Source organism: Bradyrhizobium tropiciagri (assembly GCF_001189845.1).
Classification (GTDB): Bacteria; Pseudomonadota; Alphaproteobacteria; order Rhizobiales; family Xanthobacteraceae; genus Bradyrhizobium; species Bradyrhizobium tropiciagri.
The window spans coordinates 1-24644 of sequence record NZ_LFLZ01000033.1 but is presented as its reverse complement, the minus strand read 5'-3'; the positions used below and the strand labels follow the sequence as shown (position 1 = coordinate 24644).

General features: G+C 63.0%; 21 protein-coding genes and 2 pseudogenes. 14 read left to right on the top strand and 9 right to left on the bottom strand.

The genetic code is table 11. The features are described from left to right. The first annotated feature begins 453 nt into the window (after nucleotides 1–453). Entirely contained in the window at nucleotides 454–654 is a 201-nt protein-coding gene (locus AKN84_RS24455; protein WP_430649926.1) for a hypothetical protein, read from the top strand. A gap of 7 nt (nucleotides 655–661) precedes the next feature. On the opposite strand, the gene AKN84_RS24450 is transcribed toward AKN84_RS24455, so the two are convergent. Further along, nucleotides 662–1447, bottom strand: a complete 786-nt coding sequence (locus AKN84_RS24450; RefSeq protein ID WP_050423151.1) for a phosphodiesterase — start codon at nucleotides 1445–1447, stop codon at nucleotides 662–664. Between the two features lie 63 nt (nucleotides 1448–1510). Next, nucleotides 1511–2374: a formyltetrahydrofolate deformylase gene (purU, locus tag AKN84_RS24445; RefSeq protein ID WP_050423150.1), complete on the bottom strand. Its 864-nt coding sequence runs from the start codon at nucleotides 2372–2374 to the stop codon at nucleotides 1511–1513. 136 nt (nucleotides 2375–2510) lie between these two features. Here purU and AKN84_RS24440 point away from each other — a divergent pair, with 136 nt between their 5' ends. Next, complete coding sequence (locus AKN84_RS24440) at nucleotides 2511–3353, top strand: uroporphyrinogen-III synthase (RefSeq protein WP_050423149.1); 843 nt, start codon at nucleotides 2511–2513, stop codon at nucleotides 3351–3353. 9 nt (nucleotides 3354–3362) lie between these two features. Here the strand turns inward: AKN84_RS24440 and fcl are convergent, their stop codons facing one another. The 3 genes from fcl to AKN84_RS24425 all read right to left on the bottom strand — a co-directional run bounded on the left by fcl (nucleotide 3363) and on the right by AKN84_RS24425 (nucleotide 6200). Then, entirely contained in the window at nucleotides 3363–4319 is a 957-nt protein-coding gene (fcl, locus tag AKN84_RS24435; RefSeq protein WP_050423148.1) for a GDP-L-fucose synthase, read from the bottom strand. After that, nucleotides 4300–5385 (bottom strand): GDP-mannose 4,6-dehydratase, encoded by a 1086-nt coding sequence (gmd, locus tag AKN84_RS24430; RefSeq protein ID WP_050423147.1) that lies wholly within the window; start codon nucleotides 5383–5385, stop codon nucleotides 4300–4302. Before gmd ends, fcl begins: the two co-directional genes overlap by 20 nt. A gap of 140 nt (nucleotides 5386–5525) precedes the next feature. Next, on the bottom strand, nucleotides 5526–6200 hold the full coding sequence (locus tag AKN84_RS24425) for a Crp/Fnr family transcriptional regulator (RefSeq protein ID WP_050423146.1): 675 nt from the start codon (nucleotides 6198–6200) through the stop codon (nucleotides 5526–5528). Between the two features lie 393 nt (nucleotides 6201–6593). Between AKN84_RS24425 and AKN84_RS24420 the strand changes: the two genes are divergently transcribed. The 6 genes from AKN84_RS24420 to AKN84_RS24395 all read left to right on the top strand — a co-directional run bounded on the left by AKN84_RS24420 (nucleotide 6594) and on the right by AKN84_RS24395 (nucleotide 13934). Then, nucleotides 6594–7415, top strand: coding sequence for an ABC transporter ATP-binding protein (locus tag AKN84_RS24420; RefSeq protein WP_050423145.1), 822 nt, complete (start codon nucleotides 6594–6596; stop codon nucleotides 7413–7415). Beyond that, nucleotides 7412–9340: a long-chain fatty acid--CoA ligase gene (locus tag AKN84_RS24415; RefSeq protein WP_050423144.1), complete on the top strand. Its 1929-nt coding sequence runs from the start codon at nucleotides 7412–7414 to the stop codon at nucleotides 9338–9340. Before AKN84_RS24420 ends, AKN84_RS24415 begins: the two co-directional genes overlap by 4 nt. Before the next feature lie 215 nt (nucleotides 9341–9555). After that, nucleotides 9556–10449: a branched-chain amino acid ABC transporter permease gene (locus tag AKN84_RS24410; RefSeq protein WP_050423143.1), complete on the top strand. Its 894-nt coding sequence runs from the start codon at nucleotides 9556–9558 to the stop codon at nucleotides 10447–10449. Nucleotides 10450–10553: 104 nt separating this feature from the next. Beyond that, nucleotides 10554–11627, top strand: coding sequence for a branched-chain amino acid ABC transporter permease (locus tag AKN84_RS24405; protein WP_050423142.1), 1074 nt, complete (start codon nucleotides 10554–10556; stop codon nucleotides 11625–11627). Between the two features lie 51 nt (nucleotides 11628–11678). Continuing rightward, the gene (locus tag AKN84_RS24400; RefSeq protein WP_050423141.1) at nucleotides 11679–12962 is read left to right on the top strand and encodes an ABC transporter substrate-binding protein; all 1284 of its coding nucleotides are present in this window, start codon (nucleotides 11679–11681) and stop codon (nucleotides 12960–12962) included. Nucleotides 12963–13094: 132 nt separating this feature from the next. After that, complete coding sequence (locus tag AKN84_RS24395) at nucleotides 13095–13934, top strand: ABC transporter ATP-binding protein (protein ID WP_029084718.1); 840 nt, start codon at nucleotides 13095–13097, stop codon at nucleotides 13932–13934. A 73-nt stretch (nucleotides 13935–14007) separates the two neighbouring features. On the opposite strand, the gene AKN84_RS24390 is transcribed toward AKN84_RS24395, so the two are convergent. Further along, a complete protein-coding gene (locus tag AKN84_RS24390) occupies nucleotides 14008–15156 on the bottom strand; it encodes an AGE family epimerase/isomerase (protein WP_050423139.1) in 1149 nt (382 codons plus the stop codon). A 95-nt stretch (nucleotides 15157–15251) separates the two neighbouring features. Between AKN84_RS24390 and AKN84_RS24385 the strand changes: the two genes are divergently transcribed. Beyond that, the gene (locus AKN84_RS24385) at nucleotides 15252–16475 is read left to right on the top strand and encodes a phenylacetate--CoA ligase family protein (protein WP_050423138.1); all 1224 of its coding nucleotides are present in this window, start codon (nucleotides 15252–15254) and stop codon (nucleotides 16473–16475) included. 86 nt (nucleotides 16476–16561) lie between these two features. After that, a complete protein-coding gene (locus AKN84_RS24380) occupies nucleotides 16562–17080 on the top strand; it encodes a D-glycero-alpha-D-manno-heptose-1,7-bisphosphate 7-phosphatase (protein ID WP_050423137.1) in 519 nt (172 codons plus the stop codon). 4 nt (nucleotides 17081–17084) lie between these two features. Here AKN84_RS24380 and AKN84_RS45955 read toward each other — a convergent pair. Then, nucleotides 17085–17242, bottom strand: a pseudogene (locus tag AKN84_RS45955) (NAD-dependent epimerase/dehydratase family protein); the annotation flags it as partial. Further along, nucleotides 17241–17410: pseudogene (locus AKN84_RS45950) on the bottom strand (GDP-mannose 4,6-dehydratase); the annotation flags it as partial. The pseudogenes AKN84_RS45950 and AKN84_RS45955, both read right to left, overlap by 2 nt. A 393-nt stretch (nucleotides 17411–17803) precedes the next feature. On the opposite strand from AKN84_RS45950, the gene AKN84_RS24375 reads away from it, so the two are divergent. The 4 genes from AKN84_RS24375 (at nucleotide 17804) to AKN84_RS24360 (ending at nucleotide 23890) form a co-directional block, all read left to right on the top strand. Next, nucleotides 17804–18679, top strand: a complete 876-nt coding sequence (locus tag AKN84_RS24375; protein WP_050423136.1) for a dTDP-4-dehydrorhamnose reductase family protein — start codon at nucleotides 17804–17806, stop codon at nucleotides 18677–18679. Between the two features lie 36 nt (nucleotides 18680–18715). Continuing rightward, nucleotides 18716–19651 carry a UDP-glucose 4-epimerase family protein gene (locus tag AKN84_RS24370; RefSeq protein ID WP_050423135.1) on the top strand — a complete coding sequence of 312 codons (936 nt, stop codon included), beginning with the start codon at nucleotides 18716–18718 and terminating at the stop codon, nucleotides 19649–19651. 1102 nt (nucleotides 19652–20753) lie between these two features. Then, complete coding sequence (locus AKN84_RS24365) at nucleotides 20754–22667, top strand: nucleoside-diphosphate sugar epimerase/dehydratase (RefSeq protein WP_050423199.1); 1914 nt, start codon at nucleotides 20754–20756, stop codon at nucleotides 22665–22667. Nucleotides 22668–22669: 2 nt separating this feature from the next. Next, nucleotides 22670–23890, top strand: coding sequence for a glycosyltransferase family 4 protein (locus tag AKN84_RS24360; protein ID WP_050423134.1), 1221 nt, complete (start codon nucleotides 22670–22672; stop codon nucleotides 23888–23890). On the opposite strand, the gene AKN84_RS50760 is transcribed toward AKN84_RS24360, so the two are convergent. Next, on the bottom strand, nucleotides 23843–24334 hold the full coding sequence (locus tag AKN84_RS50760) for an IS66 family transposase (RefSeq protein WP_430649927.1): 492 nt from the start codon (nucleotides 24332–24334) through the stop codon (nucleotides 23843–23845). The two genes, AKN84_RS24360 and AKN84_RS50760, sit on opposite strands and share 48 nt — an antisense overlap. Between the last annotated feature and the right edge of the window lie 310 nt (nucleotides 24335–24644).

Here is a 24644-nt window from a genome sequence, read left to right as displayed (position 1 = left end):
CGACATCCCTCCCCCTTCCATTCTTCTGCCTCGAGCCGAGTGCCCGGCCCTTGCCTTAACCCAAGCATGTTGCGGCCAAGCCGCAACGCGACAAGGCGTCTCGAAGCGCCCTATTGTCAATCGGACGATGGACGTGTGTCGCGCGTGGCGCGATCGGACCCAGCCGTAGCCACAAGTATCAGGATACCAGAATCGCTCCCCGAAACTCAACGCCCCCAACGAGAACCGGTCTCGCGAGCTAAAGCGGGCCGCGATCTCGATTCATTTGTACGATCGTACAAATCAATCGCCAATGTCAACAAACAAGCACAATTGCAGCCGAACGGTCGCGCCCAACATCATGATCCATAAAGACCAGGCTGTATGCTGCCGCCAATGCCGATCTTCACACGCCACATCCGTGTCCTGACTGCCCTCGCGCTCGCGGCCTGCGCGCTCGGGGGGTGCAGCTCAATGAACCAAAAGGTCTCGGCCGGGATGGCCGACTACATTCCGGCCTGGGCGGGTGGCCTGCCCGCCGATGCGCCGCCGCGGCCGGGCACCCCGGAGTATGATAAGTTTATGCAGGAACGGGAGCGCAAGCGCCTGATGCCCGCGGCCGAGCGCGGCGACGACGCCAAGCCGGCGGCGACCACGCAGGGCGCTGCCCACTGAGCGCGGCCTAGTCGAGGGCACCCTCGCTGATGATTTCGCCGCGGTACCCGAACTCCACCATGTGCACGGTGACGTAGTCGTCGCCGATGAACGCCACGCCGTAGGACTCCGGCAAATCGGCGACCGTCAGCACCTCCGCAAACACCGGATAGCTGGCGTGGTTGGTTCCGCGCAGCGAGGTCGTGGGGATGCCGGCAACCGAACCGCTCAGCACCATGTGGCAGTGACCGAAGAAGATGTGCCGGATCTTGCTCCGGTGCTTCGCGACGATCGAGCGGAACGCGGCATCGTCGAGCAGGCCGATACGGTCCACCGGGCCGATATGGGTCGGGAATGGATTGTGATGCATGAACAGGAAGAACGGCCCGTCATGCTCGGATAGCTGCCGCTCCAGCCAGGCCTGCCGCGTCTCGCAGAAGCTGCCGGCGGCCGTCTGCGGCTCGTAGGTATCGAGCAGCAAAACGCGTCCGACCGACGTGTCGTGCACACCTTGTACGAAGCCGTCCGCGTCGGCGCATTCGGGAAACACGCTGAGAAACGTCTCGCGATGGTCGTGGTTGCCGATACAGAGCCGCGTCGGGATCGGAAACCGGCTCAGGCGATCGCGCAGCAATCGATAGTCCGCGAGGTCGCCGAGATCGGAAAGGTCGCCCGAGATCACCATCAGCTCGGCATCGCGATGATCGGCAAGCACCTGATCGAGCGCACGCTCGAAATTGACCAGGGGATCACGGCCGAAGATCGTCCTCCCCGGCGCCGTCAGATGGATGTCGCTCATGTGGATGAGTTTCATGCAGCACCTCGATGCAAGGCGACACCATGGGAGTCAAAGCGCGGCAACCGGGTGAACCTGGGGTCAGTCCACGAACACCACGGTCTTGCGCCCGTTGAGGATGACGCGGTCGGCGAGATGGTAGCGGATCGCCCGCGCCAGCACGCGGCGCTCGATGTCGCGGCCCTTGCGCACGAGATCCTCGGGCGTGTCGCGATGGCTGATGCGCTCGACGTCCTGGTCGATGATCGGCCCCTCGTCGAGATCGCTGGTGACGTAATGCGCGGTGGCGCCGATCAGCTTGACGCCGCGCTCATGCGCCTGGTGATAGGGCTTGGCGCCCTTGAAGCCCGGCAGGAAGGAATGATGGATGTTGATGCAGCGGCCCGACAGCCGCGCCGACATCTCGTCCGAGAGGATCTGCATGTAGCGGGCCAGCACGACGAGATCGGTATTAGTGTCCTGCGCCAGCTGCCACACCGCGTCTTCCTGCTGCCGCTTGGTGTCCTTGGTCACCGGCAGATGATGGAACGGGATATCGCCGAAATCGAGCGAGCCGTAGGTCTCGCGCGGATGGTTTGAGACGATCGCGGTCGGGATCATCTCGAGCTCACCGGTGCGCCAGCGATAGAGGATGTCGACCAGGCAATGATCGGACTTCGACACCAGCAGCATCACCCGGCGGCGGGTGGCGCGGTCGCGCATCTGCCATTCCATGCCGAAACGTTCGGCGATCGCGGCAAAGCCGGTCTGCAGCGCCGGCAGCCCGACCGCGAGGTCGGCTGCGGTGAACACCACGCGCATGAAGAACTTGCCGGTCTCGACATCGTTGAACTGCTGGGCGTCCAGGATGTTCTGGCCGTTATGCGCGAGGAAGGTCGAGACCGCGGAGACGATCCCGGGGCGGTCCGGACAGGACAGGGTCAGAACGAATTGATGGTCGGGCATGCCAATTGACCAAAGCTTGAGCAGTTGCGTGGAACGGTCATTTTCGGCCCCCGTCTATCACTGCAGGTGGCCTTGCGCCAATCCCGGCGCGGGGGTCAAATCGAACAAATGACGACAATGTTTGTTAGGGACCATCATGGCTGAACGGCTGAACGGCTACCGCATCCTGATCCTCGAGACGCGTGAGGAGGCGCAGTTTTCCCGTCTGCTCGCCGAGCAGGGCGCCGATGTGCTGCAATGCCCGATGTTCACTATCCACGATGCGCCGGATCCGGCACCGATCGAGGCCTGGATTCGCCGCGCCATCGAACGACCGCTCGACGACCTCGTGCTGATGACCGGCGAAGGCCTGCGCCGGCTGATGAAGGTCGTGCGCCGGATCGGGGTCGAGGCGGAGTTCGTCGGCGGCCTCGGCAAGGCGCGCAAATTCGCCCGCGGCCCCAAGCCCGGCCGCGCGTTGCGCGAGATCGGGCTGGAGCCGCAAATGACGACGGAGAAGCCGACCTCGGAAGGCGTTGCCGAGATGCTGTCGAAGCTCGACCTGAAGGGACATCGGCTCGGGCTGCAGCTCTACCCTGACAAGGATCACGCCACCCTGATCGGTGCGATCAAGGCGCAGGGCGCCGAGGTCGATACCGTGCTGCCCTATGTCTATGATGCGCAGGCCGCCGACGCCAACATCGTCACCGCGATCGACGAGATGGCGCGGGGCCAAATTGATGCGATCGCATTGACGAGCTCCGGCCAGGTTCGCCGCCTGCTCGAGGTGGCACAGGCGCACAAGTGCGAGGCGCAATTGCGCGAGGGCCTGGAGCAGACGCCGATCGCCTCCGTCGGGCCCGTGGTGTCGGATGAACTGAAGACCTACGGCCTGCGCACCGACATCTATCCGGTCAACGATGCGTTCTTCATGAAGCCGCTGATCTCGGCGATGGCGATGGCGCTGGCGAAGGCGCCGCCGCGGACGGCTGCGAAGTGACGCTCGGCGCTACACCGCCGCCTGCTTCGTCTCGTTCAGATAGGCCTGGTACGCGAGCTTGATGCCATCCTCGAGCGACGTGGTGGCGCGCCAACCGAGCTTGGCGAGCCTGTTGACGTCGAGCAGCTTGCGCGGCGTACCGTCGGGACGTGAGGTGTCGAAGCTGATCTCACCGCGATAGCCGACGGCGGCGGCAACGACGCGGGCGAATTCGGCGATCGTGATGTCCTCGCCGGTGCCGATATTGACCAGCTCCGACGAGGAGTAGGTCTTCATCAAATGGATGCAGGCGTCGGCGAGATCGTCGACATAGAGGAATTCACGGCGCGGCGTGCCCGTGCCCCACACCACGACATCGGCGGCGCCCGAGACCTTGGCCTCATGGAAGCGGCGGATCAGCGCCGCAACGACGTGGCTGTATTCGGGATGATAATTGTCGCCGGGACCGTAGAGGTTGGTCGGCATCACGCTGATGAAATCGGCGCCATACTGGCTGCGATAGGCCTCGGTCATCTTGATGCCGGCGATCTTGGCGATGGCATAGGGCTCGTTGGTCGGCTCCAGCGGACCGGTCAGCATCGAGTCCTCGCGCAGCGGCTGCGGCGCCAGGCGCGGATAGATGCAGGACGAACCGAAGAACATCAGCTTCTCGCAGCCATTGGCATGCGCCGCGCGGATCAGATTGGTCGAGATCGCCAGATTGTCGTAGAGAAATTCCGCCCGCAGCGTGTTGTTGGCGACGATGCCGCCGACCTTGGCCGCGGCGAGGAACACCGCCTGCGGGCGCTTCGCCGCGAACCAGGAATTCACCGCGCCCTGGTCGCGCAAATCGACCTCGCTGCGCGAGACGGTCAGGAGATCGGCCTGCTCACGCGCCAGCCGGCGCATCAGCGCCGAGCCAACCATGCCACGATGGCCAGCGACGAAAACCGTCTTGCCCTTCAGTTCAAACGCCGTGCTTGCCATTGGCCGCATCCTGCCTGGCCTCGACGAGATCGCTGGCGACCATTTCCTTCACCAGTTGTGCGAACGACGTCTTCGGCGCCCAGCCGAGCTTGGCGCGCGCCTTGCTGGCGTCGCCGATCAAAAGGTCGACCTCAGTCGGACGGAAATAGGTCGGATCGATCTGCACCAGCGTCTCGCCGGACGACTTGTCCACACCGATCTCCTCGACGCCTGCGCCGCGCCATTCGATGCTGCGGCCGACCTCCGCAAACGCCAGCTCGACGAATTCGCGCACAGAGCGCGTCTCGCCGGTCGCGAGCACGTAGTCGCCGGGCTCATCCACCTGCAGGATCCGGTGCATGCCCTCGACATAGTCGCGGGCATGGCCCCAGTCCCGCTTGGCATCGAGATTGCCGAGATAGAGCTTGCTCTCGAGGCCGACTTCGATGCGGGCAACGCCGCGTGTGATCTTGCGTGTCACGAAGGTCTCGCCGCGGATCGGGCTCTCATGGTTGAACAGAATGCCGTTGCTGGCGAACATGCCATAGGCCTCGCGGTAGTTCACCGTGATCCAGTAGCCGTAGAGCTTGGCGACGCCGTAGGGCGAGCGCGGATAGAACGGCGTGGTTTCCTTCTGCGGCACTTCCTGCACGAGCCCGTAAAGCTCCGAGGTCGAGGCCTGGTAGAACCGCGTCTCCTTTTCCATGCCGAGGATGCGGATCGCCTCCAGAAGGCGCAGCACGCCGATGGCGTCGGCGTTGGCGGTGTATTCGGGGCTCTCGAAGCTGACCTGGACGTGGCTCTGGGCGGCGAGGTTGTAGATCTCGGTTGGCCGGATCTGCTGCATCAGCCGGATCAGATTGGTCGAATCGGTCATGTCGCCGTAGTGCATCAGGAACGGCACGTTGCCGGCATGCGGGTCCTGGTAGAGATGGTCGACACGCGCAGTGTTGAGCGAGGACGAGCGGCGCTTGACCCCGTGCACGATATAACCGAGGCCGAGGAGATATTCCGCGAGATACGCACCATCCTGCCCGGTGATGCCAGTGATCAACGCAACGCGCCGCTTTAAGTCCTGAGCCGCCATGTTATCTCCAGAGAGCACGAAAACCGCGCGTTCCGACGAGGCTGGTCTGTAGCATCAGGTCTGCTCCAAGTCTAATGGCACAATTGCTTGAATCTGGGCTTGGAAGCCTCCAAAAATGGCTAAATCCGGCCCGGAGCACCTCATTCGCCGTAATGGCGCAACCGGTCGAGGTTGATGATAGTCACCCCGCCATATTCGAGCCGCAACAGCCCCTCGCGTTCCAGCCGCTTCAGACACTGATTCGCATTCTGCCGGGAGATTCCCGACAGCGCCCCGATCTCCTCCTGGGTGATCTCCAGGTGCAAAGTGAGGTCGGGATAGAGAATCGGGTTGAACAGCGAGGCGATCGAGCGCGCCAGCCGCGCGGTGGCATCCAGCGTGCGGCCATATTCGAGCAGCGCGATGAACTGGCCGAGCCGCTCATTGAGTGACCCCACCAAAAAGCGGTTGAAGCCGACGCTGTTCTCGAACAGCCAGACAAAGGTCCGGCGATCCATCATTGCCAGCCTTGTGTCGCGCAGCGCGACCACGTCATAGCGCCGCGCCTCGTTCTTGAGCACCGTCCCCTCGCCGAACCAGGCGCCCGCAGTGAGGCCCGCGAAACTCGCCGCCTTGCCGCCGCGCGAGACGATGCCCATCCGCGCCAGCCCGGTGACGATGCCGGTCCAGTACTGGAAGTTGTCGCCGCGCATGAAGATGAATTCGTTGGCGCGGTACGACTTCTCGGAAATGCCGGCGCGCGCGATCTCGATTTCTTGCTCGGTCAGCTCGCGCGACCAGGCCGCGATGCGCTTCAGGTAATCAGCAGCAATCATTCTAGCGACGGCATCCCACCCAAGATATTGCACCGCAGCAACGCCGTGCGCGAAGCCAGGTGACCCGAGGCCTGGAATGCCAGCGAAAATTCCTGACCAAATGTCGGGCACATGACAATTCAACCTATCGCTTTCCCGTACTCAGAGCCACCTCGCGTAACGCCGCGCGGCGCAGCGCTTCGATGGATCGCTGAAGGCGGACGACGCGAGACGGGCTTGCAGGCGGGGTGCGGCGTTACCGCGCATGACGCAGGCGATCGGGCGAGCAATTGCTCCCGGACGCCGGCATCATTAGTCGGATGGTTTCCTTCGGCGCCCCATGTAAGATCGAACCGAGATCGAAGCGAAAGATATAAAGAGCGCGCCAAAGCGCCCGTATCTGGAGGGAACAGGGTGGCTAACAGTCTCGAGGTGCGCGGAGTCTCATTGCGCTTTGGCGGCGTCCGCGCGCTGACCGAAGTGAGCTTCGGCGTCAACGAAGGCGAGCTGTTCTCGATCATCGGCCCGAACGGCGCCGGCAAGACCTCGATCGTCAACTGCATCTCCGGCCGCTACCGGCCGACCGAAGGCCAGCTGTTCTATCGCGGCCAGGACATCACCGGCCTCACCCCGAACGCGCGGCCCCGCCTCGGCATCGGCCGGACCTTCCAGAATCTGGCGCTGTTCCACCACATGAGCGTGCTCGACAACATCATGGTCGGCCGCCATCACCTCCTGAAGAACAACTTCATCACGGGCTCGCTGTACTGGCTGACCGGCGCGCGCCGCGAGGAGCTGGAGCACCGCCGCAAGGTCGAGGAGATCATCGACTTCCTCGATCTGCAGTCGGTGCGCAAGGCTACCGCCGGCACCCTGCCCTATGGCCTGCGCAAGCGGGTCGAGCTCGCCCGCGCGATGGCGCTCGAGCCGCAACTGATCCTGCTCGACGAGCCGATGGCCGGCATGAACTTCGAAGAGAAGGAGGACATGGCGCGCTACATCGTCGATCTCAACGAAGAGTTCGGCATGACGGTGATGATGATCGAGCACGACATGGGCGTCGTGATGGACATCTCCCACCGCGTCATGGTGCTCGATTTCGGCCGCAAGATCGCCGAGGGCGATCCGGCCACCGTGCTCGCCGATCCCCACGTCAAGCGCGCCTATCTCGGTGAAGAGGACGAGGTGCTGGTCGACCCCGACGACAAGCCCGCCGTGCGGGAGAGCGCGGCATGATGGACTATGCCGGTCGCGCCGCGCAGGCCGACACCTTCCCCAAGATGCTGCGCCTCAACGCCAAGGAGCACGGCAAGGAGATCGCGCTGCGCGAGAAGGATTTCGGGCTATGGCGCGAATTCACCTGGAACGACTATCAGACCCGCACCCATGATTTCGCGCTCGGCATGGTCGAGCTCGGCCTCGGCCGCGGCGACGTGATCGGTATCATCGGCGACAACCGGCCGGACTGGGTCGCGGCCGAGATCGCGGCCCACGCGATCGGCGCGATGAGCCTCGGGCTTTATCGCGACGTGTTGGACGAGGAAGCTGCCTATCTCCTGACCTATGGCGAGGCCAAGCTGGTCTTCGCCGAGGACGAGGAACAGGTCGACAAGCTGCTCGGCCTTGCCGACCGGGTCCCCAATCTCAAGCACATCGTCTATTCCGATCCGCGCGGCATGCGCAAATATGACGATCCGCGATTGATGGAAGCGAGCAAGCTCGTGGCTTTGGGCCGCGATCGCGCCGCGCGCGAGCCTGGGCTTTATGAGCGGCTGGTCGACGCCACACGCGGCGACGACGTCGCGATCCTCTGCACGACCTCGGGCACGACGGCCAATCCGAAGCTCGCAATGCTCTCGGCCGGGCGCGTGCTGCGGCACTGCGCGACCTATCTTTCCTTCGATCCGAAGGGGCCGGACGACGAATACGTCTCGGTGCTGCCGCTGCCCTGGATCATGGAACAGATCTACGCGCTGGGCAAAGCGCTGCTCTCCCGGATGAAGGTCAACTTCGTCGAAGAGCCCGACACCATGATGCACGACTTCCGCGAGATCGCGCCGACCTTCGTGCTGTTCGCGCCGCGCGTCTGGGAATCGATCGCGGCCGACGTCCGTGCCGGCGTGATGGACGCCTCGCCGTTCAAGCAGCGGCTCTACGATCTAGGCATGAAGACCGGGCTTGCGGCGCTCGCCGAAGGCAAGCGCTCTGTGTTCGCCGACCAGATCCTGTTCCGCGCGCTGCGCGACCGGCTCGGCTTCACCCGGCTGCGTTCGGCGGCGACCGGCGGCGCGGCGCTCGGGCCAGATACATTCAAGTTCTTCCAGGCGATGGGCGTGCCGCTGCGCACGCTGTACGGCCAGACCGAGCTGCTCGGCGCCTACACGCTGCATCCCGAGGGTAAGGTCGATCCCGACACGACAGGCGTTCCGATGGCCGATAACATCGAGATCCGCATCGACAATGCCGACGTCAACGGCGTCGGCGAGATCGTGGTGCGGCATCCGAACATGTTCCACGGCTACTACAAGAACCCCGACGCTTCGGTCGCCGACATCAAGGACGGCTGGATGCATTCGGGCGACGCCGGCTACTATAACGACAACCGGCAGCTCGTGGTGATCGACCGCATCAAGGACCTCGCCGAGACCTCGCGCGGCGAACGCTTCTCGCCGCAATATATCGAGAACAAGCTGAAGTTCTCGCCCTATGTCGCCGAAGCCGTCGTGCTCGGCGCCGGCCGCGACGCGCTCGCCGCGATGATCTGCATCCGCTACTCGATCATCTCGAAATGGGCGGAGAAGAACCGGATCTCGTTCACGACCTACACCGACCTGTCCTCGCGGCCCGAAGTCTATGCGCTGTTGAAGAAAGAGGTCGAGACCGTCAACGCCACCCTGCCGCCGGCGCAGCGCATCTCGCGCTTCCTGCTGCTGTACAAGGAGCTCGATGCCGACGACGGCGAGCTGACGCGGACCCGGAAGGTCCGCCGCGGCGTGATCAACGAGAAATACGCAGATATCATCGAGGCGATCTACCGCGGCAAGGCCAGCATCCCGGTCGACACCGTGATCCGCTTCCAGGACGGCACCACGCAGCGCGTCCGCACCACGCTCGAGGTCGTCGACCTCAACCGCCCGGCGATCGCGGAGGCCGCGGAATGACTGTGCTGCGGGACCAGAGCGCGGTGCGCATGAATGTGCCCTCTCCCCTTGTGGGAGAGGGCTACGCCATTGGCCGACAGGAACTCGCTTGGGTGAGGGGTTCCCTCCCCACGATCCCGATGCGGAGACCCCCCCACCCGGCTTCGCTTTGCGAAGCCACCCTCTCCCACAAAGGGAGAGGGTGCTGGCGCCGCCGTTCGGAGCGACCACGCCCCATGAACACCCAGTTCCTGATCCAGCTGATCGTCAACGGCCTCGTGGTCGGCACGCTCTATGGCGTGGTCGCGATGTCGTTTGTGCTGATCTACAAGGCGACGCAGGTCGTGAATTTCGCGCAGGGCGAACTGCTCCTGGTCGGCGCCTGGGTGTGCTGGGCGCTGCTGACGAAGTACCAAGTGCCGTTCTGGATCGGCATGCCGATCACGCTGGTGTTCATGTTCATTTTCGGCATCGCGATCCAGGTCGTGATCCTGCGTCCGATGATCGGCGAGCCGATCATTTCTGTAATCATGGTGACGATTGGCCTCTCGACCGTGTTCCAGGCGGCGCTGAAATGGATCTTCGGCGTCAACCCGCAGCCTTTCCCGCGCGCGTTCCAGAGCCAGTCGGCCAGCCTGTTCGGGCTGCAGATCCAGACCGTCTATGTCATGAGCCTCGTGGTCTCGCTCGCCATGATGGTCGGCATGGCCTGGTTCTTCCGCGCCTCCAAATATGGCCTGGCGATGCGGGCCACCGCCTTCAACCAGCAGGTCGCGCAATCGCTCGGCATCTCCGTGAAGAGCGTGTTCGCGATGGCCTGGGCGATCTCGGCCACGGTCTCGGCGGTTGCCGGCGTCGTGGTCGCCGTGGTCAACGGCGTGTCGTCCGGTCTCTCCGCCTACGGCATCAAGGTGTTTCCGGCTGCGATCCTCGGCGGGCTCGACTCGGTCGGCGGCGCCGTGCTCGGCGGCATCATCATCGGGCTGCTCGAGAACGTCGCCCAGTATGTCGACAGCGAGTATCTGCACTGGGGCAATCTCTACGAAATCGCGCCGTTCTACGTCCTGATCATCATCCTGATGATCAAGCCGTACGGGCTGTTCGGTACCAAGGACATTGAGCGGGTCTAGGCATGATCGCCGAAAAGTGGAAACCGGTTTTTGGAAACGATCATGCCCAGACAAAAAGGCGCGTGACGATGACTTTACCCCGGCAGGGAGCACAATAGAGCCCCATGGCAACGAGCACCCTCATCCCGTCAGGCGATTTCCGCACCAGCTACGCGTCCGACACCACGATCTTCCCGACCGCGACCAGCCGCAATGTTGCGATTCTCGGCATCGTTCTCGCCTGTTTCGCACCGATGCTGCTGTCCAACTACCTGCTCTCGATCGCTATCCAGATCGGCATCTTCGCGATCGCAGCGCTCGGCCTCAACGTCCTGGTCGGCTTCACCGGCCAGATCTCGATCGGCCACGCCGCGTTCTTTTTGTTCGGCGCATTCACCTCGGCCTACATCTCCAACAACGCGCCGATCCCGGTGTTCTTCGCGATCCCCCTCGCCGGCGTGATCACGGCGCTGGTCGGCCTGATCTTCGGCGTGCCGGCGGCGCGGCTGAAGGGCCTCTACCTCGTCATCGCGACGCTCGCCGCGCAGTACATCCTGCTCGATTTCTTCTCGCGCGCCGAATGGTTCTCGGGCGGCTCGGTGCCGGCCAGCGCCAACCCGTTCTCGATCTTCGGCTACACGCTGCGCGGCGACCGGCAGTATTTCTATGTCGTGCTCGCCTACATGGTGGTCAGCTATCTGCTCGTGACCAATCTGATGCGCACCCGCGACGGGCGCGCGCTGGTTGCGATCCGCGACCACTATCTCTCCGCCGAGATCATGGGCATCAACCTCACCAAATACCGGACGCTGTCGTTCGGGTTGGCCGCCTTCTTTGCCGGCATCGCGGGCGCGCTCTACGCGCATTATCAGCTCGTGGTCTCCCAGGAAGGTTTTGGCATCGAGCGCTCGGTGCTGTTCCTCGCGATGGTCATCATCGGCGGGACCGGTTCGGTGATGGGCACGCTGATGGGCACCGCCTTCGTGGTGCTGCTGCCGGAATCGATGGAATGGCTGAGCGCGTGGCTGAAGGGCGGCGCCATCGACAAGGCGTTGCAGCTCAACAACAACATCACCTTCCTGCGCGAGATCGCGATCGGCCTGATCATCATCGGCTTTCTGATGTTCGAGCCGGACGGGCTCGCGCACCGCTGGCGCCAGATCAAGGCCTACTGGAAGCTTTATCCGTTCTCGCACTGACGCATCGAGCAACTCAAATTCGGTTCAACGAATAAGCAGGAGGAAGCAACAATGACGATTAGATCCCTTTTGAGCTCGGTCTCCCTCGCGCTGCTGATGAGCAGCGCGGCCGCCACCGCACAGGCCCAGATCGCCATCGGCCATCTGCAGGACCTCTCGGGCGGTACCTCCGACGTCGGCACGCCCTATGGTCAGGGCGTCGTCGATACCTTCGCCTGGGTCAACAAGAACGGTGGTGTCGGCGGCAAGCAGCTCAGCGTCGACAGCAACGACTATGGCTACCAAGTGCCGCGCGCGATCGCGCTGTACAAGAAGTGGTCGGCGCCCGACGGCAAGGTCGCGGCGATCATGGGCTGGGGCACGGCGGACACCGAGGCGCTGACCGGCTTCCTCGCGCAGGACAAGATCCCCGACATGTCCGGCTCCTATGCCGCCGCGCTGACCGATCCCGAGGGCACCAGCGGCAAGGCCAAGCCGGCGCCGTACAATTTCTTCTACGGCCCGAGCTATTCGGACGCGCTGCGCGCCGAGCTGACCTGGGCCGCCGAGGACTGGAAGGCCAAGGGCAAGCCCGGCAAGCCCAAATTCGTCCATATGGGCGCCAACCATCCATATCCGAACGCGCCGAAGGCCGCCGGCGAGGCGCTCGCAACCGAGCTCGGCTTCGAAGTGCTGCCGCCGCTCGTCTTCGCACTCACCCCCGGCGACTACTCGGCGCAGTGCCTGAGCCTGAAGAGCTCCGGCGCCAACTACGCCTATCTCGGCAACACCGCGGCCTCGAACATCTCGGTGATGAAGGCCTGCAAGACTGCCGGCGTCGACGTCCAGTTCCTCAGCAACGTCTGGGGCATGGATGAGAACGCCGCCAAGACCGCAGGCGACGCCGCCGACGGCGTGATCTTCCCGCTGCGTACGGCGGTCGGCTGGGGCGGCAATGCGCCCGGCATGAAGACGGTGATGGAGATTTCGAAGATGTCCGATCCGTCGGGCAAGGTCTATCGCCCGGTACACTACATCGCCGCGGTCTGCAGCGCGCTCTACATGAAGGAAGCGCTGGATTGGGCCGCCAAGAACGGCGGCGCCACCGGCGAGAACGTCGCCAAGGGCTTCTACCAGAAGAAGGACTGGGTGCCAGCCGGCATGGACGGCGTCTGCAATCCCTCGAGCTGGACCGAGAAGGATCACCGCCCGACGACGAAGGTCGATCTCTATCGCGCCAAGGTGTCCGGTGCGACCGATGGTGACATCAACGACCTGATGGGCAAGGGCACGATCAAGCTCGAGAAGGTGAAGACCGTCGAACTGCCGCGCAAGCCGGAATGGTTTGGCTGGTGAGGTCGTAATCCGACCGAACACACAAATCGTCATGCGCGGGCTCGACCCGCGCATCCATCAAGACAAAACGTCTTCCGATCGATGGAATGCCGGGTCAAGCCCGGCAATGACATCAAGGGGTGAACCAGAGCCATGAACGAAACCCTCGAAGCCACCCGCCCAGGGCCGACGGCCGTCCCGCCGCCGCCGCTGCTCAGCGTCAACAACATTGAGGTCGTCTATGACGACGTCATCCTGGTGCTGCGCGGCCTCAGCCTCGAGGTGCCGAAGGGCGCGATCGTGGCGCTGCTCGGTGCCAACGGCGCCGGCAAGTCGACCACGCTGAAGGCGATCTCCGGCCTGCTCAAGACCGAGGACGGCGAGGTCACCCGCGGCGAGATCCTGTTCGAGGGCCAACGCATCAACGGCATTGATCCGGACAAGATCGTCCGCCGCGGCATCTTCCAGGTGATGGAGGGCCGCCGCATCGTCGCCGACATGACGTCGCTGGAGAATTTGCGGCTCGGCGCCTTCACCCGGCGCGACGGTGAGGTTTCCGCCGACATCGACATGGTGTTCAAATATTTCCCGCGCCTGAAGGAGCGTACCGGCCTCGCCGGCTACCTCTCGGGCGGCGAGCAGCAGATGCTCGCGATCGGCCGCGCGCTGATGGCGCGCCCGAAGATGATCCTGATGGACGAGCCGTCGATGGGATTGTCGCCCCTGCTCGTCAAGGAAGTGTTCGCGATCATCAAGGAGATCAACCGCGATCTCGGCGTCACGATCCTATTGGTGGAGCAGAACGCGCGCGCAGCGCTTTCGGTCGCGAGCCATGGCTACATCATGGAACAGGGCAAGGTGGTGCTCGACGGCTCCGCCGACGAGCTGCGCGACAACGAGGACGTCAAGGAATTCTACCTCGGCGGCGCCGGTGACCAGCGCAAGAGCTTCAAGAACCTGAAGAGCTTCAAGCGGCGCAAGCGCTGGCTCTGAGGCTTGGCGCGTTTTCGAGCGGAGTTGAGGACCGGTTCGCGTGCAGAAAACGCATCAGACCAGCAAGGCCGTTCTAGCCGAGCACCTGCTCGGCTTCAGTAACCGCGCAGAGCACATGGTAGAACGACGACGCCGGGATCGTGGCAACCAGCGATGTGCCGTCGCGGTCGAACTGGTCGTACCAGCCGCCAGCCACGGGATGGCTGAGATAGTGCCGCTCCAGCAGCACGAGCGCCGCGCGCGCTTCGTCCGCAGCTGCGGCTTCGCCCGATTCAGCCTGCGCGATCCAGGCCTTCGCCAGTTCGCTCTGCGGCCACAGTCGCCTGGTGTGGCGGCGGATATTGCCCTCGGCATCGCCCTCGTCGATCAGGCAGCCGGTGGCGTCGCGATAGCGCAGCGCCGAGGCCAAGAGCTCGCCGCGCGGACGCCCCGTTGGGCAGCCGGTGATCCGCTCGAAACCCTTCAGCAGCCAGACCCATTCCGCGAGGTGCCCCGGCTCGATGCTGACCGGCGGGATCCTCGACCAGTCCTCCTCGAAATATTCGCTGAGGGTACGCGTCTGCTTGTCATAGAGGTTGGCAAGGAACAGCGCGAAGAACTCGCCGGCGCGGTTCTGGAACGACAAATCGTGCGTCGCGTCGAAGCACGCGATCATCGCCTCGAACAGATGCATCTGCGGGTTCTGTCGGCGCGGCATCGACGGCGGCAGGCCCTCCTGGAAGCCGCCATGCGGCGAGCGCAGCTGGGTGTCGAGGAACGCCAGCAGCGCGCCGATCTCGGCGCGAATCTGGGCGTCTTGGTCGAGGCCGTAGGCGGTTGCCAATGCGAGCAGCACGAAGGCATGGCCGTAGGTGTCGCGCAGCGTGTCGTGCACGCCGCCTTCCGGCGTCAGGCTGAAGACGAAGCCCGGCCGACCATCCGGCGCCTTGGCTTTGGCCAGCAGGTAATCCAGCCCCTTCAGCGCGATCGCGCGGCCTTCGGGATACCAGCCCATCTGGGCCGCCTTGGCGTAGCAATAGATCTGGCGCGCCTGCACCAGGAGGCGGCGCGGGGCGGCGTGATCGGGGCTACCGTCCGCATGCAGCCGGTCGACGAAGCCGCCAGCCGTGCTGTCCCACCCCGTGGTCGACCACAGCGGCAACGCCTGGTCGATGATCCGGCGCTTCAACCTCGCGACGACATCGGCGGCCCCGCCCGCCGTAACGCTCTCTGCCTCAGCCATCGTGCTTCCTGGAACCGTCCCAATGTCAGCGCTCATCGTCTGATAGCACGGGCGGACCGGCGCGCCACCTGCGCAAATCCCCTCAAGGACCTGCCATGACCGACCATTACGACGCCCTTGAAACGCGCGATCCGGCCGAGCGCGAGGCCGCCCTGTTCGCCCGGCTGCCGGAGGTGCTGCGCAAGGCGATGGCCGCGCCCGCCTATGCGAACCTGCTGCGGGGCATCGATCCCGCATCCGTCACCAGCCGGGAGACGCTGGCCGGGCTTCCGGTGCTGCGGAAGTCGGAATTGCCGGCCCTGCACAAGGCCGCCCCGCCGTTCGGCGGCTTTGTGGCTGATGCGCCCGGCTCGTTCGCTCGGCTGTTCACCTCGCCCGGACCGATCTTCGAGCCCGAGGGCCGCCAGACGGACCCCTGGCGCGGCGCGCGGGCGCTGTTTGCGGCAGGCTTTCGCGAGGGTGACGTGGTGCTGAACACCTTCAGCTATCACCTCACCCCCGGCGGCTTCATCTTCGACGCCTCCGCGCGGGCGCTCGGCTGCGCCGTGATCCCGGCGGGCCCGGGCAACACCGAGCAACAATTCGAGCTGATCGAGGCCTATCGCCCGGTCGGCTATAGCGGCACCCCGGACTTCCTGAAGATCTTGCTCGATGCCGCCGCAGCGGGCGGCCGCGACGTGTCCTCGATCAAGCGCGCTTTGGTCTCGGGCGCGGCATTTCCTAAATCGCTGCAGGAGGACATGAAGTCGCGCGGCGTCGAAGCCTACCAGGCGTTCGGGACGGCCGATCTCGGCCTGGTCGCATTCGAGACGCCGGCGCGCGAGGGAATGACGGTCAATGAGGATCTGGTCCTGGAGATCGTCAAGCCCGGCACCGGCGACCCCGTCGCACCGGGTGATGTCGGCGAGATCGTGGTAACCTCGTTCGATCCGCATCATCCCTGGATCCGCCTGGCGCTCGGCGATCTGACCGCCGCCCTGCCCGGCGCGAGCCCGTGCGGACGCACTAACATGCGCATCAAGGGCTGGATGGGCCGCGCCGACCAGACCACCAAGGTGAAGGGCATGTTCGTCCGCCCCGAGCAGATCGCGGAGATCGGCAAGCGCCATCCCGAGCTCGGCCGGCTGCGCCTCGTGGTCACGCGCGCCGGCGAGGCCGACGCGATGACGCTCCGGGCCGAATGCGCGTCGGGGCCGGAGGCCCTGCTGGACGAAGTTGCGGCGACACTACGCGCGGTGACAAAACTCGGCGGCGCGGTCGAGCTGGTCGGTGCGGGCTCGCTGCCGAACGACGGCAAGGTGATTGCGGACGAGCGGTGAGGTGCGGTCCTGGTGATGCGCATGCCCCCTTGACAAGCCAACAGTGGACCGGTGAACAAAGGCCGCAACGACCTATTGCGGCTCCCATGACGACGACATTAACGCGCCCGGCCGTCTTCTTCGATCGCGATGGCGTACTTAATCACGATGAAGGTTACCTCTTCGAGGCAGCCAAGTTCAGATGGATAGATGGCGCGCGCGAGGCGGTCAGGCTCGTGAACGAGGCCGGCTATTTCGCCTTCGTCGTGACTAACCAGTCTGGTGTCGCTCGCGGCTTCTATGAGGAGAGCGACGTAGATGCCCTCCACCGCTGGATGGCGAAGGATCTCGCGGCGGTGGGCGCGCGTATCGATGCGTTCGAATATTGCCCTGACCATCCCGAGGCCCCCATCGAGCGTTATCGTCGCGACAGCCACCGGCGCAAGCCCGGACCAGGCATGATCACCGAGCTGATGGTGCGCTTTCCCGTCGCAGCCGATAGGAGCTTGCTGATCGGCGATCAGGAGCGCGACCTAGAGGCGGCGCGCGCCGCCGGCATCCGCGGGTTGCGGTTCCGGGCGGGCAATCTCGAGACCTTCGTGCGCCAGGCGCTCAGCTTGCGCTGAGCGGGAGTGATATCAGCTTCTCAGCACCGGTTCAACGCGGGCGGCCTGGATTACGTTCGTCACGATCGCGATGTTGTCGTAGATGAATTCGGCGCGCAGCGCGTTATTGGCGACGATGCCGCCGACTTTTGTCACCGCGATCAACACGACCTGCGGCCGCATAATGCATCACGAACCGCACATCACCGCTATGTGGATCCTTGTAAAGGCGATCCACGTGCGCGGTGATAAATGACGATGACCGCCATTTGATGCCGTCCACGACGTACCCGAGTGACAATGGATATTCGGCAAGATGAACGCCATCCTGCCGGTGACGCCGGTGATCATAGCAATACGTTGACCCCCAATAACGCTTGTCCCCGCCGGTCGCTTTCAGCGGAGGACCTCATCTAACTCCTGATGGCCATAACCCATGATCTCCGGACAACTTTCCATATAAGGCGAAATCGCTATTCGGAGATCGAGCCACCGACCCAGCCCTCTCACCTGTTGCAGCAGGGGGCGCGCACGGAAAAAAGCCAATATTTAACTACCTCTAGACTTTGGTTCGATCCTGATCACCGTCGAATCTAGGGCATTGACAAAGACGTAAGCCTACTGTCAGTGCCAATGTGCGAACGTGTACGCCTTTAGCAGGGTAAGAACCAAGGTGGCACGATTGGCAGCTTCCTGAAATGCGCTGCCATAGGCAGCGGCGTTTTGCCGGAGGACGAGGGAAGCATGACAACAACATTGCCCAAACGGATCATGGTGCTCGGTGTCTCGGGTATGCTCGGCAACACCGTGTTCCGCTATCTGGCCGGTAGGCCCACGGAGTTTCAGGTGACCGGGACCGCGCGCTCGGCGGCGATACGCCGTTTCTTTGTCCCGGAATTGCATGAAAATATCCTACCGGGCGTGGACGTGGAGAACGTCGATAGTTTGCTTTCGGCTTTTTCCGCTGTCCGGCCCGACGTCGTGATCAATTGTATTGGCCTAATCAAGCAGTTGGCGCAGGCCAATAATCCACTGGTGGCCTTGCCTATAAATGCGGAACTGCCGCATCGGCTAGCGCGCATTTGCGAAGTTGCTAAGGCGAGATTGGTCCACATCAGTACCGACTGTGTCTACTCCGGGGCCAAAGGTCTCTATCGCGAGGAAGAATTGTCGGATGCCAAGGATCTCTATGGCCGCAGTAAATATCTCGGCGAGGTTGATTACGCGCATGCGATAACATTGCGTACGTCGATCATTGGACATGAACTCGACAGCGCGCATGCTCTGATTGGTTGGTTTCTGTCCCAGGAGGGCAGTGTCAAAGGGTTCACCAAGGCCATCTTTTCGGGACTGCCGACCGTGGAGCTGGCGCGTGTCATCGGCGACTACGTGTTACCGCGGCCGGAACTGCGCGGGGTCTATCATGTTTCCGCGGACCCCATTGCCAAATTCGACCTGCTCCGACTGGTGGCTGATATCTATCGCAAGGAGATCGAGATTGTTCCCGACGATAGTTTTGTGATCGACCGCTCGCTTGACTCGAACCGCTTTCGCACAGCAACCGGTTATGCTCCTGCTACCTGGCAGGAGTTGATCGAAACAATGGCAAAATTTGGCTAATGGCTGATCCCCACCAAAAGCAATAGGCGGACGACAGTGAACATCCTGATTACCGGAGCAACAGGATTTGTCGGACAGCCCTTGCTTGGGGCGCTGGGGTTACGCGGATACAGGACGGTTCCGATTGTGAGACGCAGTGTCGGACTTTCGGGCGAGATGCTCGTTCCCGGAATCAATGCACAAACGGACTTCCATAGCGCCCTATCAGGCTGTAACGCTGTCGTTCACCTCGCTGCACGCGTCCACGTGATGCGTGATCAAGTTGCGGACCCCCTCTCCGAATTTCGCCGCGTCAATGTGGAGGGAACCCTCAATCTGGCCCGACAGGCCGTTGCAGCGGGTGTCCGGCGCTTTGTGTTCGTCAGCTCTATCAAAGTGAACGGCGAGTCCGGATTTCAGCGCGAAGATGCCGCCCCTGCGCCGCGAGATCCTTACGGCATCTCCAAGATGGAAGCTGAACAAGGCTTGATGGCCATTGCCCGGGAGACCACCATGGAGGTGGTGATCATCCGCCCGCCCTTGGTCTACGGTCCTGGCGTGAAGGGCAATTTTGCTTCCATGGTGAAGTGGGTTCGGAAAGGGATACCGCTGCCCTTGGGCGCAGTGAATAACCGGCGTTCGCTTTTGGCGCTGGATAATCTGATCGATTTCATTGCGTTGTGTGTGGACCGCGATCGTTCGCCACGCGTCGCCAACGAGGTATTTCTCATATCGGATGGCGACGATGTATCCACTGCGGATCTACTGAGGCGAGTGGCCAAGGCCTATAACGTGAAGGCTCGATTGATGCCTATACCAACTAGGTGGCTGAAGCTCGTCGCGCACATGGCAGGCAAGACTGAAGCCGCAGACAGGTTGTTGGGGTCGTTAGTGGTGGACAGTATCAAAGCTCGTGAACTGCTGGGCTGGCAGCCCGCAGTGTCGATGGACAATCAATTGCAAAAGATGGCCCTTCATGAGGCGTGCGTTTGACTCGTTGTTGGCATTGTTCGGCTTGATCGTCGGCTTGCAATTTTCGCAGGCCTTGCTGGTCAGGGGCTATTTGGGTGCCGGTTCTCTCTCTTCGGTCAGGTGCGTTTAGATCACTAGGGCAAGCTGTTTTTCGTGCTCAAGCTCATCGCGCATGGCGGGCAAGACCGAAGCCGTCGGCATGTTGTTGGGCTCGCTCGTGGTGGACAAAGCTCTCGAACTGCTGAGCTAGCACGCCATGGTCGATGGACAATGTAAGCGCTTGGTCGCAACCGCATCGATGCCACGTTTTGCCGAATCGGCATGCGCCTCACTTGCGATCCGAGGTTGTGCGCGAGAAAGCGCCCAAGGCCCAATTTGGCACTGCTGAACCGCCGGCGCGCTCATCGCGCTAGCGCTGAGCTTCCTGGTCAATATGGCCTTCGTGGTGGTGCCGCGCACCGCGCTCGTCACCGTGGCCATCATACTTGCCATGTTCGTGCTGCTTCATTAAAGTGGCGCAGCATCGCCGTTCTGATCACCGGGGCAGCTGCCGCTTGGCAGGCTCGTAGCATATGCGCAAGACCGCCGATAACTTTGCGAGCACGGCCTACAAGGAAGGGACGAGCCGACTTCGCTTGAGCCGCGACCCGGGGTCTGGCGCAAGTACCTAGGATTTTTCGCCAAAGCTGCAGGGCGCGGCACGGACTTAGCGCGCGGCCATTAAAAAAATGAAGATCGGCAGCGGATAGTGGGCCTCTGCCGAGGTGATCGGCACCCCATCGTCAGACGCTGAACGCTGCGCCCCAATGTGGCGTTATCGGCATCATCATTCTCCCTGCGCTATTTCATGTTATTCGCAGCGATGGGCTGGCCAACTGGGGCGGGCCGCTGGTCCTGGTGCAGAACGTCTTTACCCTCTCTGCTCAACTGCCATATGTTCGACTTTCCGGAGGGCCGGATGCACGTCGTCGACGTAGCGGGCGGCATGGTGATCTGGGCACAACAGGCCGACGCGAAGATGGGGGAAGCCGGTTCCCGGGCGGCTGCGCGGCTGGTAAGTCTGGTTGAGATGGGCTATCAGCGCGGTCAGGTTGCAACTAACTGGATCTTCATCGGCCGGCGGATGACGCGTTTTTCGCATCTCACCTTGCGCAATTTCCTGATTGCGCTCCACGATCTTCTCGCGACCACGGCGGCGCTGTTCGTCGCCTTCTACATTCGCTTTGAGGGCGGCGAGGGCTTTTTCGACCGCCTGCCGCTCCTGTTCCAGATTCTGCCTTACTTCCTCGCCTTCAGCGTGGTCGTGTTCTTTATCTTCAACCTGACCACTACGAAGTGGCGCTTCATCTCGCTTCCTGACGCTCTGAATATCATCCGTGTCTCGACCATGCTAACTGTTGCCTTGCTGGTCCTCGACTACATCTTCGTCGCTCCAAACGTCCGCGGCGCCTTCTTTCTCGGCAAAGTGACCATCGTTCTCTATTGGTTCTTCGAGATCGCCTTCCTCAGCGCGGCGCGCATGGCCTACCGCTATTTCCGCTATACGCGGGTCCGGCGTCACGCGAGGAATGAGGACGCCGCACCGACGCTGCTGATCGGCCGGGCCGCGGATGCCGAGGTGCTGTTGCGCGGCATCGAAAGCGGGGCGATCAAGCGCATCTGGCCGGTTGGCGTGGTGTCTCCTTCGGCCTCCGATCTCGGGCAGTTCATCCGTAACCTGCCGGTGCTCGGCGGCATCGACGATGTCGAAGACGTCATTGCCGACTTTTCCAAACGCAACAAGGCGATCGCGCGCATCATCATGACGCCGTCGGCATTCGAGCCGGAAGCCCATCCGGAATCGATCCTGATGCGGGCGCGCAAGCTCGGCGTGATCGTCAACCGCATGCCTTCGCTAGAGAGCGGCGATACACCGCGGCTCATGGCTGTTGCGGTCGAGGACCTGTTGCTCCGGCCGAGCGAGAAGATCGACTACGCGCGGCTTGAAGCCCTGATTAAGGGCAAGTCCGTGATCGTCACCGGAGGGGGCGGCTCGATCGGTTCTGAAATCTGCGAGCGCGTGGTCGCCTTCGGCGCCGCACGCCTTCTGATTGTGGAGAATTCCGAGCCGGCGCTTTATGCGGTTACGGAAGCGCTCGCCACACACGGCTCGACTGCTGCAATCGAGGGGCGGATTGCCGACATTCGGGACCGCGAGCGCATCACCCGCCTGATGACCGAGTTCAAGCCGAACATCGTATTCCATGCCGCGGCGCTCAAGCATGTGCCGATCCTCGAGCGCGACTGGAGCGAAGGAGTCAAGACCAACATCTTCGGCTCGATCAACGTTGCCGACGCCGCGCTTGCCGCCGGTGCGGAAGCCATGGTCATGATCTCGACCGACAAGGCGATCGAGCCGGTGTCGATGCTCGGCCTGACCAAACGCTTCGCCGAGATGTACTGCCAGGCGCTTGATCGTGATCTTTCGGTAGGAGGCGGCAGGGGCAAGCCGCCAATGCGGCTGATCTCGGTCCGGTTCGGCAATGTTCTGGCGTCGAACGGCTCCGTGGTGCCGAAGTTCAAGGCCCAGATCGACGCTGGTGGTCCCGTGACGGTAACGCATCCAGACATGGTGCGCTATTTCATGACCATCCGCGAGGCCTGCGACCTCGTCATCACGGCCGCCACGCACGCGCTTGGAGCCGTGCACTCGGACGTCTCGGTCTACGTGCTCAATATGGGCCAGCCGGTAAAAATCGTTGACCTCGCCGAACGCATGATCCGCCTCTCGGGCCTTCAGCCCGGCTACGACATCGAGATCGTGTTCACGGGCATGCGGCCGGGTGAGCGCCTGCACGAGATTCTGTTTGCATCCGAGGAGCCGACCCGCGAGATCGGCGTCGCCGGCATCATGGCCGCGCAACCGAACGAGCCGCCGATGCAGACGCTACGCAAGTGGATCGTGGCGCTGGAGCAGGCGATTGCGTGCGATGATCGCGCGACCATCAGAAGGGTTCTGAAGGATGCGGTTCCGGAATTCGGGTCGACCGCGGCCTGACCATGCAGCCCCAAGGCAAGATCGTTGTCGCAAGCCAGCACTATCCACCGGATCCGAGCACGACTGCAGCGATCATGGCAGAGATCGCCTGCCGTCTCGCCACAAGCCACGAGGTCGTCGTGCTATCCGGTTCGCCCGGCGCGTTGCCGGCAACGCAGACCGGCCCAGGCCGGCCGCGCGTAGTTGCGATCAAGAACCGGATGGCGGGGAAAACGGCGCTAGTGCGGCGCGGCACCTCTGAACTGTTGTTCGCGGGGCGCACGTTCTTTAGCTTGATCGGGAAGCTAAGGCGAGGCGATGTCGTGCTCACCGTCACCGCACCATTCATGCTGCCCTACGCAGTAGCGGCAGCGGCAAGGCTGAAGGGCGCACGCTCAGCGCTTATCATGCATGACCTCTTTCCCGAGGTGCTGGTGATGGCGGGCCTACTGAAACCCGGCTCAGTCGTGACGCGGACGATGCGCGCCGCCAACAGCCTGATGTTTCGAGCGCTCAATGCCGTCATCACCATCGGCCGCGATGCCGAAGGACCGCTGCTGAGCTATTCCGGAATGACGCGGAACAAGATCCGCTTCATCCCGAACTGGGCGACACTCGTGCCCGGCCTGCGTCCCCTGTGTCGGGATAATACGTTCCGCAAGGCGCTCGCCGCGCGTTTCGTCGTCGGCCTATCGGGAAATCTCGGCTTCACCCACGACCCGGACATCGTGTTCGAGGCAGCGCGCCTGCTCAAGGACGAGGCAGACATCCATTTCCTGCTCTCCGGTTGGGGTGTCGGCTTCGAGCGGCTCAAGCAATTACAGGCGGCCACGAACCTCACCAATGTCTCGTTCGTGGCGCGCGTCGAGGATCCCGAGCTCGAGGCGTTTCTGGCGTCCGCCAATCTCTGGATCATTCCGTACCGGAAGGACGTCGCGGGTGTGTCGGTACCGAGCCGCTTCTACAACCTGCTGGCGATCGGCCGTCCGGTGGTGCTAGTCTCTGAACCGGAGGCCGAGGCCGCGTTAACAGTGGTGGAGAATGAGCTCGGTTGGGTCGTGACACCGGGCCGCGCCGATCTGCTCGCCGAGGCGATCCGTGCAGCATCCCGATCCGACGCTACCGCCATGGCGAAGCGCGCGGTGAAGGCGGCATCGCGATTCGACCGGACCGAGGCGATGAACGCCTATGCCGGTCTAGTTGAGGAATTGTTGCTCAGCCCGAAGTTGGCGGAGCAGCGATGAGCGAGCGTAAGTCCGTCGAGCTGGTAAGGAGTGCGACGGTTTTTGTCGGTCGCCATGTCGAACTCGCACTGGCGCGCGAGGTATAATCGGTCCGACGCGGTTAGCAGCCCGGAGGACATCGACGACGAGGTCGTGCTTCCGTTGCCTGAGCTGCTCATGCAATGGACGTAGCTGGAAGTCTGCCGGTCCCATCCAATCCGCAAGCGTCGAACGACCGAGCTCAATGCCCTGGCGGGCGTAAAGCAGCGCCCGCCAGTAGAGCGGCAGGTGATCGCCGAGGCGGCGTAGGACGTTGGCGCGCCTGAAGCCCGTGAGACTCGGGCTCGCAAGCGGCAACCGCGGCGCCTTGCCGGCGCACTGCCGCGGATCGAGGTCATCGTCGGCATCGAGGACAAGATCTGTCCTGTTGCCAGTGCCTGGCGAGTCCCAGCCCGGGCATTCCACCGCTGTCGGCAGGAAGCAACGCGGCACAAGCGAGGGACGCAAGTTCCTCCCCTCATCCCGGCTCTGATCTTCGGTAACGCACTTTAAGGCCAAGGATCCAGTATTCTTCCTGTCGGTAGCTTCCAACGGGCCTTCACAACCGAACAGGTTCGGGTGATAATGATCTCCAAAAAGGAGGGAATTAGCCAACCAAAAGGGGGATTAGACGAAGTGACGTCAGTTTCAAGCCATTTTCAAGAACCGCAGTTTTCTGAAACCAATTTCCTAGAAGCAGCCATCCGCGAAATCTTTGGGGTCGTTCGCAAAAACG

Coding starts and splice junctions, on each gene's coding strand:
- purU (WP_050423150.1), bottom strand. CDS start 2,374: ATGCCCGACCATCAATTCGTTCTGACCCTGTCCTGTCCGGACCGCCCC.
- AKN84_RS24360 (WP_050423134.1), top strand. CDS start 22,670: ATGCAGCCCCAAGGCAAGATCGTTGTCGCAAGCCAGCACTATCCACCG.
- AKN84_RS24440 (WP_050423149.1), top strand. CDS start 2,511: ATGGCTGAACGGCTGAACGGCTACCGCATCCTGATCCTCGAGACGCGT.
- AKN84_RS24410 (WP_050423143.1), top strand. CDS start 9,556: ATGAACACCCAGTTCCTGATCCAGCTGATCGTCAACGGCCTCGTGGTC.
- AKN84_RS24380 (WP_050423137.1), top strand. CDS start 16,562: ATGACGACGACATTAACGCGCCCGGCCGTCTTCTTCGATCGCGATGGC.
- AKN84_RS24400 (WP_050423141.1), top strand. CDS start 11,679: ATGACGATTAGATCCCTTTTGAGCTCGGTCTCCCTCGCGCTGCTGATG.
- AKN84_RS24405 (WP_050423142.1), top strand. CDS start 10,554: ATGGCAACGAGCACCCTCATCCCGTCAGGCGATTTCCGCACCAGCTAC.
- AKN84_RS24425 (WP_050423146.1), bottom strand. CDS start 6,200: ATGATTGCTGCTGATTACCTGAAGCGCATCGCGGCCTGGTCGCGCGAG.
- fcl (WP_050423148.1), bottom strand. CDS start 4,319: ATGGCAAGCACGGCGTTTGAACTGAAGGGCAAGACGGTTTTCGTCGCT.
- AKN84_RS24375 (WP_050423136.1), top strand. CDS start 17,804: ATGACAACAACATTGCCCAAACGGATCATGGTGCTCGGTGTCTCGGGT.
- AKN84_RS24395 (WP_029084718.1), top strand. CDS start 13,095: ATGAACGAAACCCTCGAAGCCACCCGCCCAGGGCCGACGGCCGTCCCG.
- AKN84_RS24455 (WP_430649926.1), top strand. CDS start 454: ATGAACCAAAAGGTCTCGGCCGGGATGGCCGACTACATTCCGGCCTGG.
- gmd (WP_050423147.1), bottom strand. CDS start 5,385: ATGGCGGCTCAGGACTTAAAGCGGCGCGTTGCGTTGATCACTGGCATC.
- AKN84_RS24415 (WP_050423144.1), top strand. CDS start 7,412: ATGATGGACTATGCCGGTCGCGCCGCGCAGGCCGACACCTTCCCCAAG.
- AKN84_RS24390 (WP_050423139.1), bottom strand. CDS start 15,156: ATGGCTGAGGCAGAGAGCGTTACGGCGGGCGGGGCCGCCGATGTCGTC.
- AKN84_RS24450 (WP_050423151.1), bottom strand. CDS start 1,447: ATGAAACTCATCCACATGAGCGACATCCATCTGACGGCGCCGGGGAGG.
- AKN84_RS24365 (WP_050423199.1), top strand. CDS start 20,754: ATGACGCGTTTTTCGCATCTCACCTTGCGCAATTTCCTGATTGCGCTC.
- AKN84_RS24385 (WP_050423138.1), top strand. CDS start 15,252: ATGACCGACCATTACGACGCCCTTGAAACGCGCGATCCGGCCGAGCGC.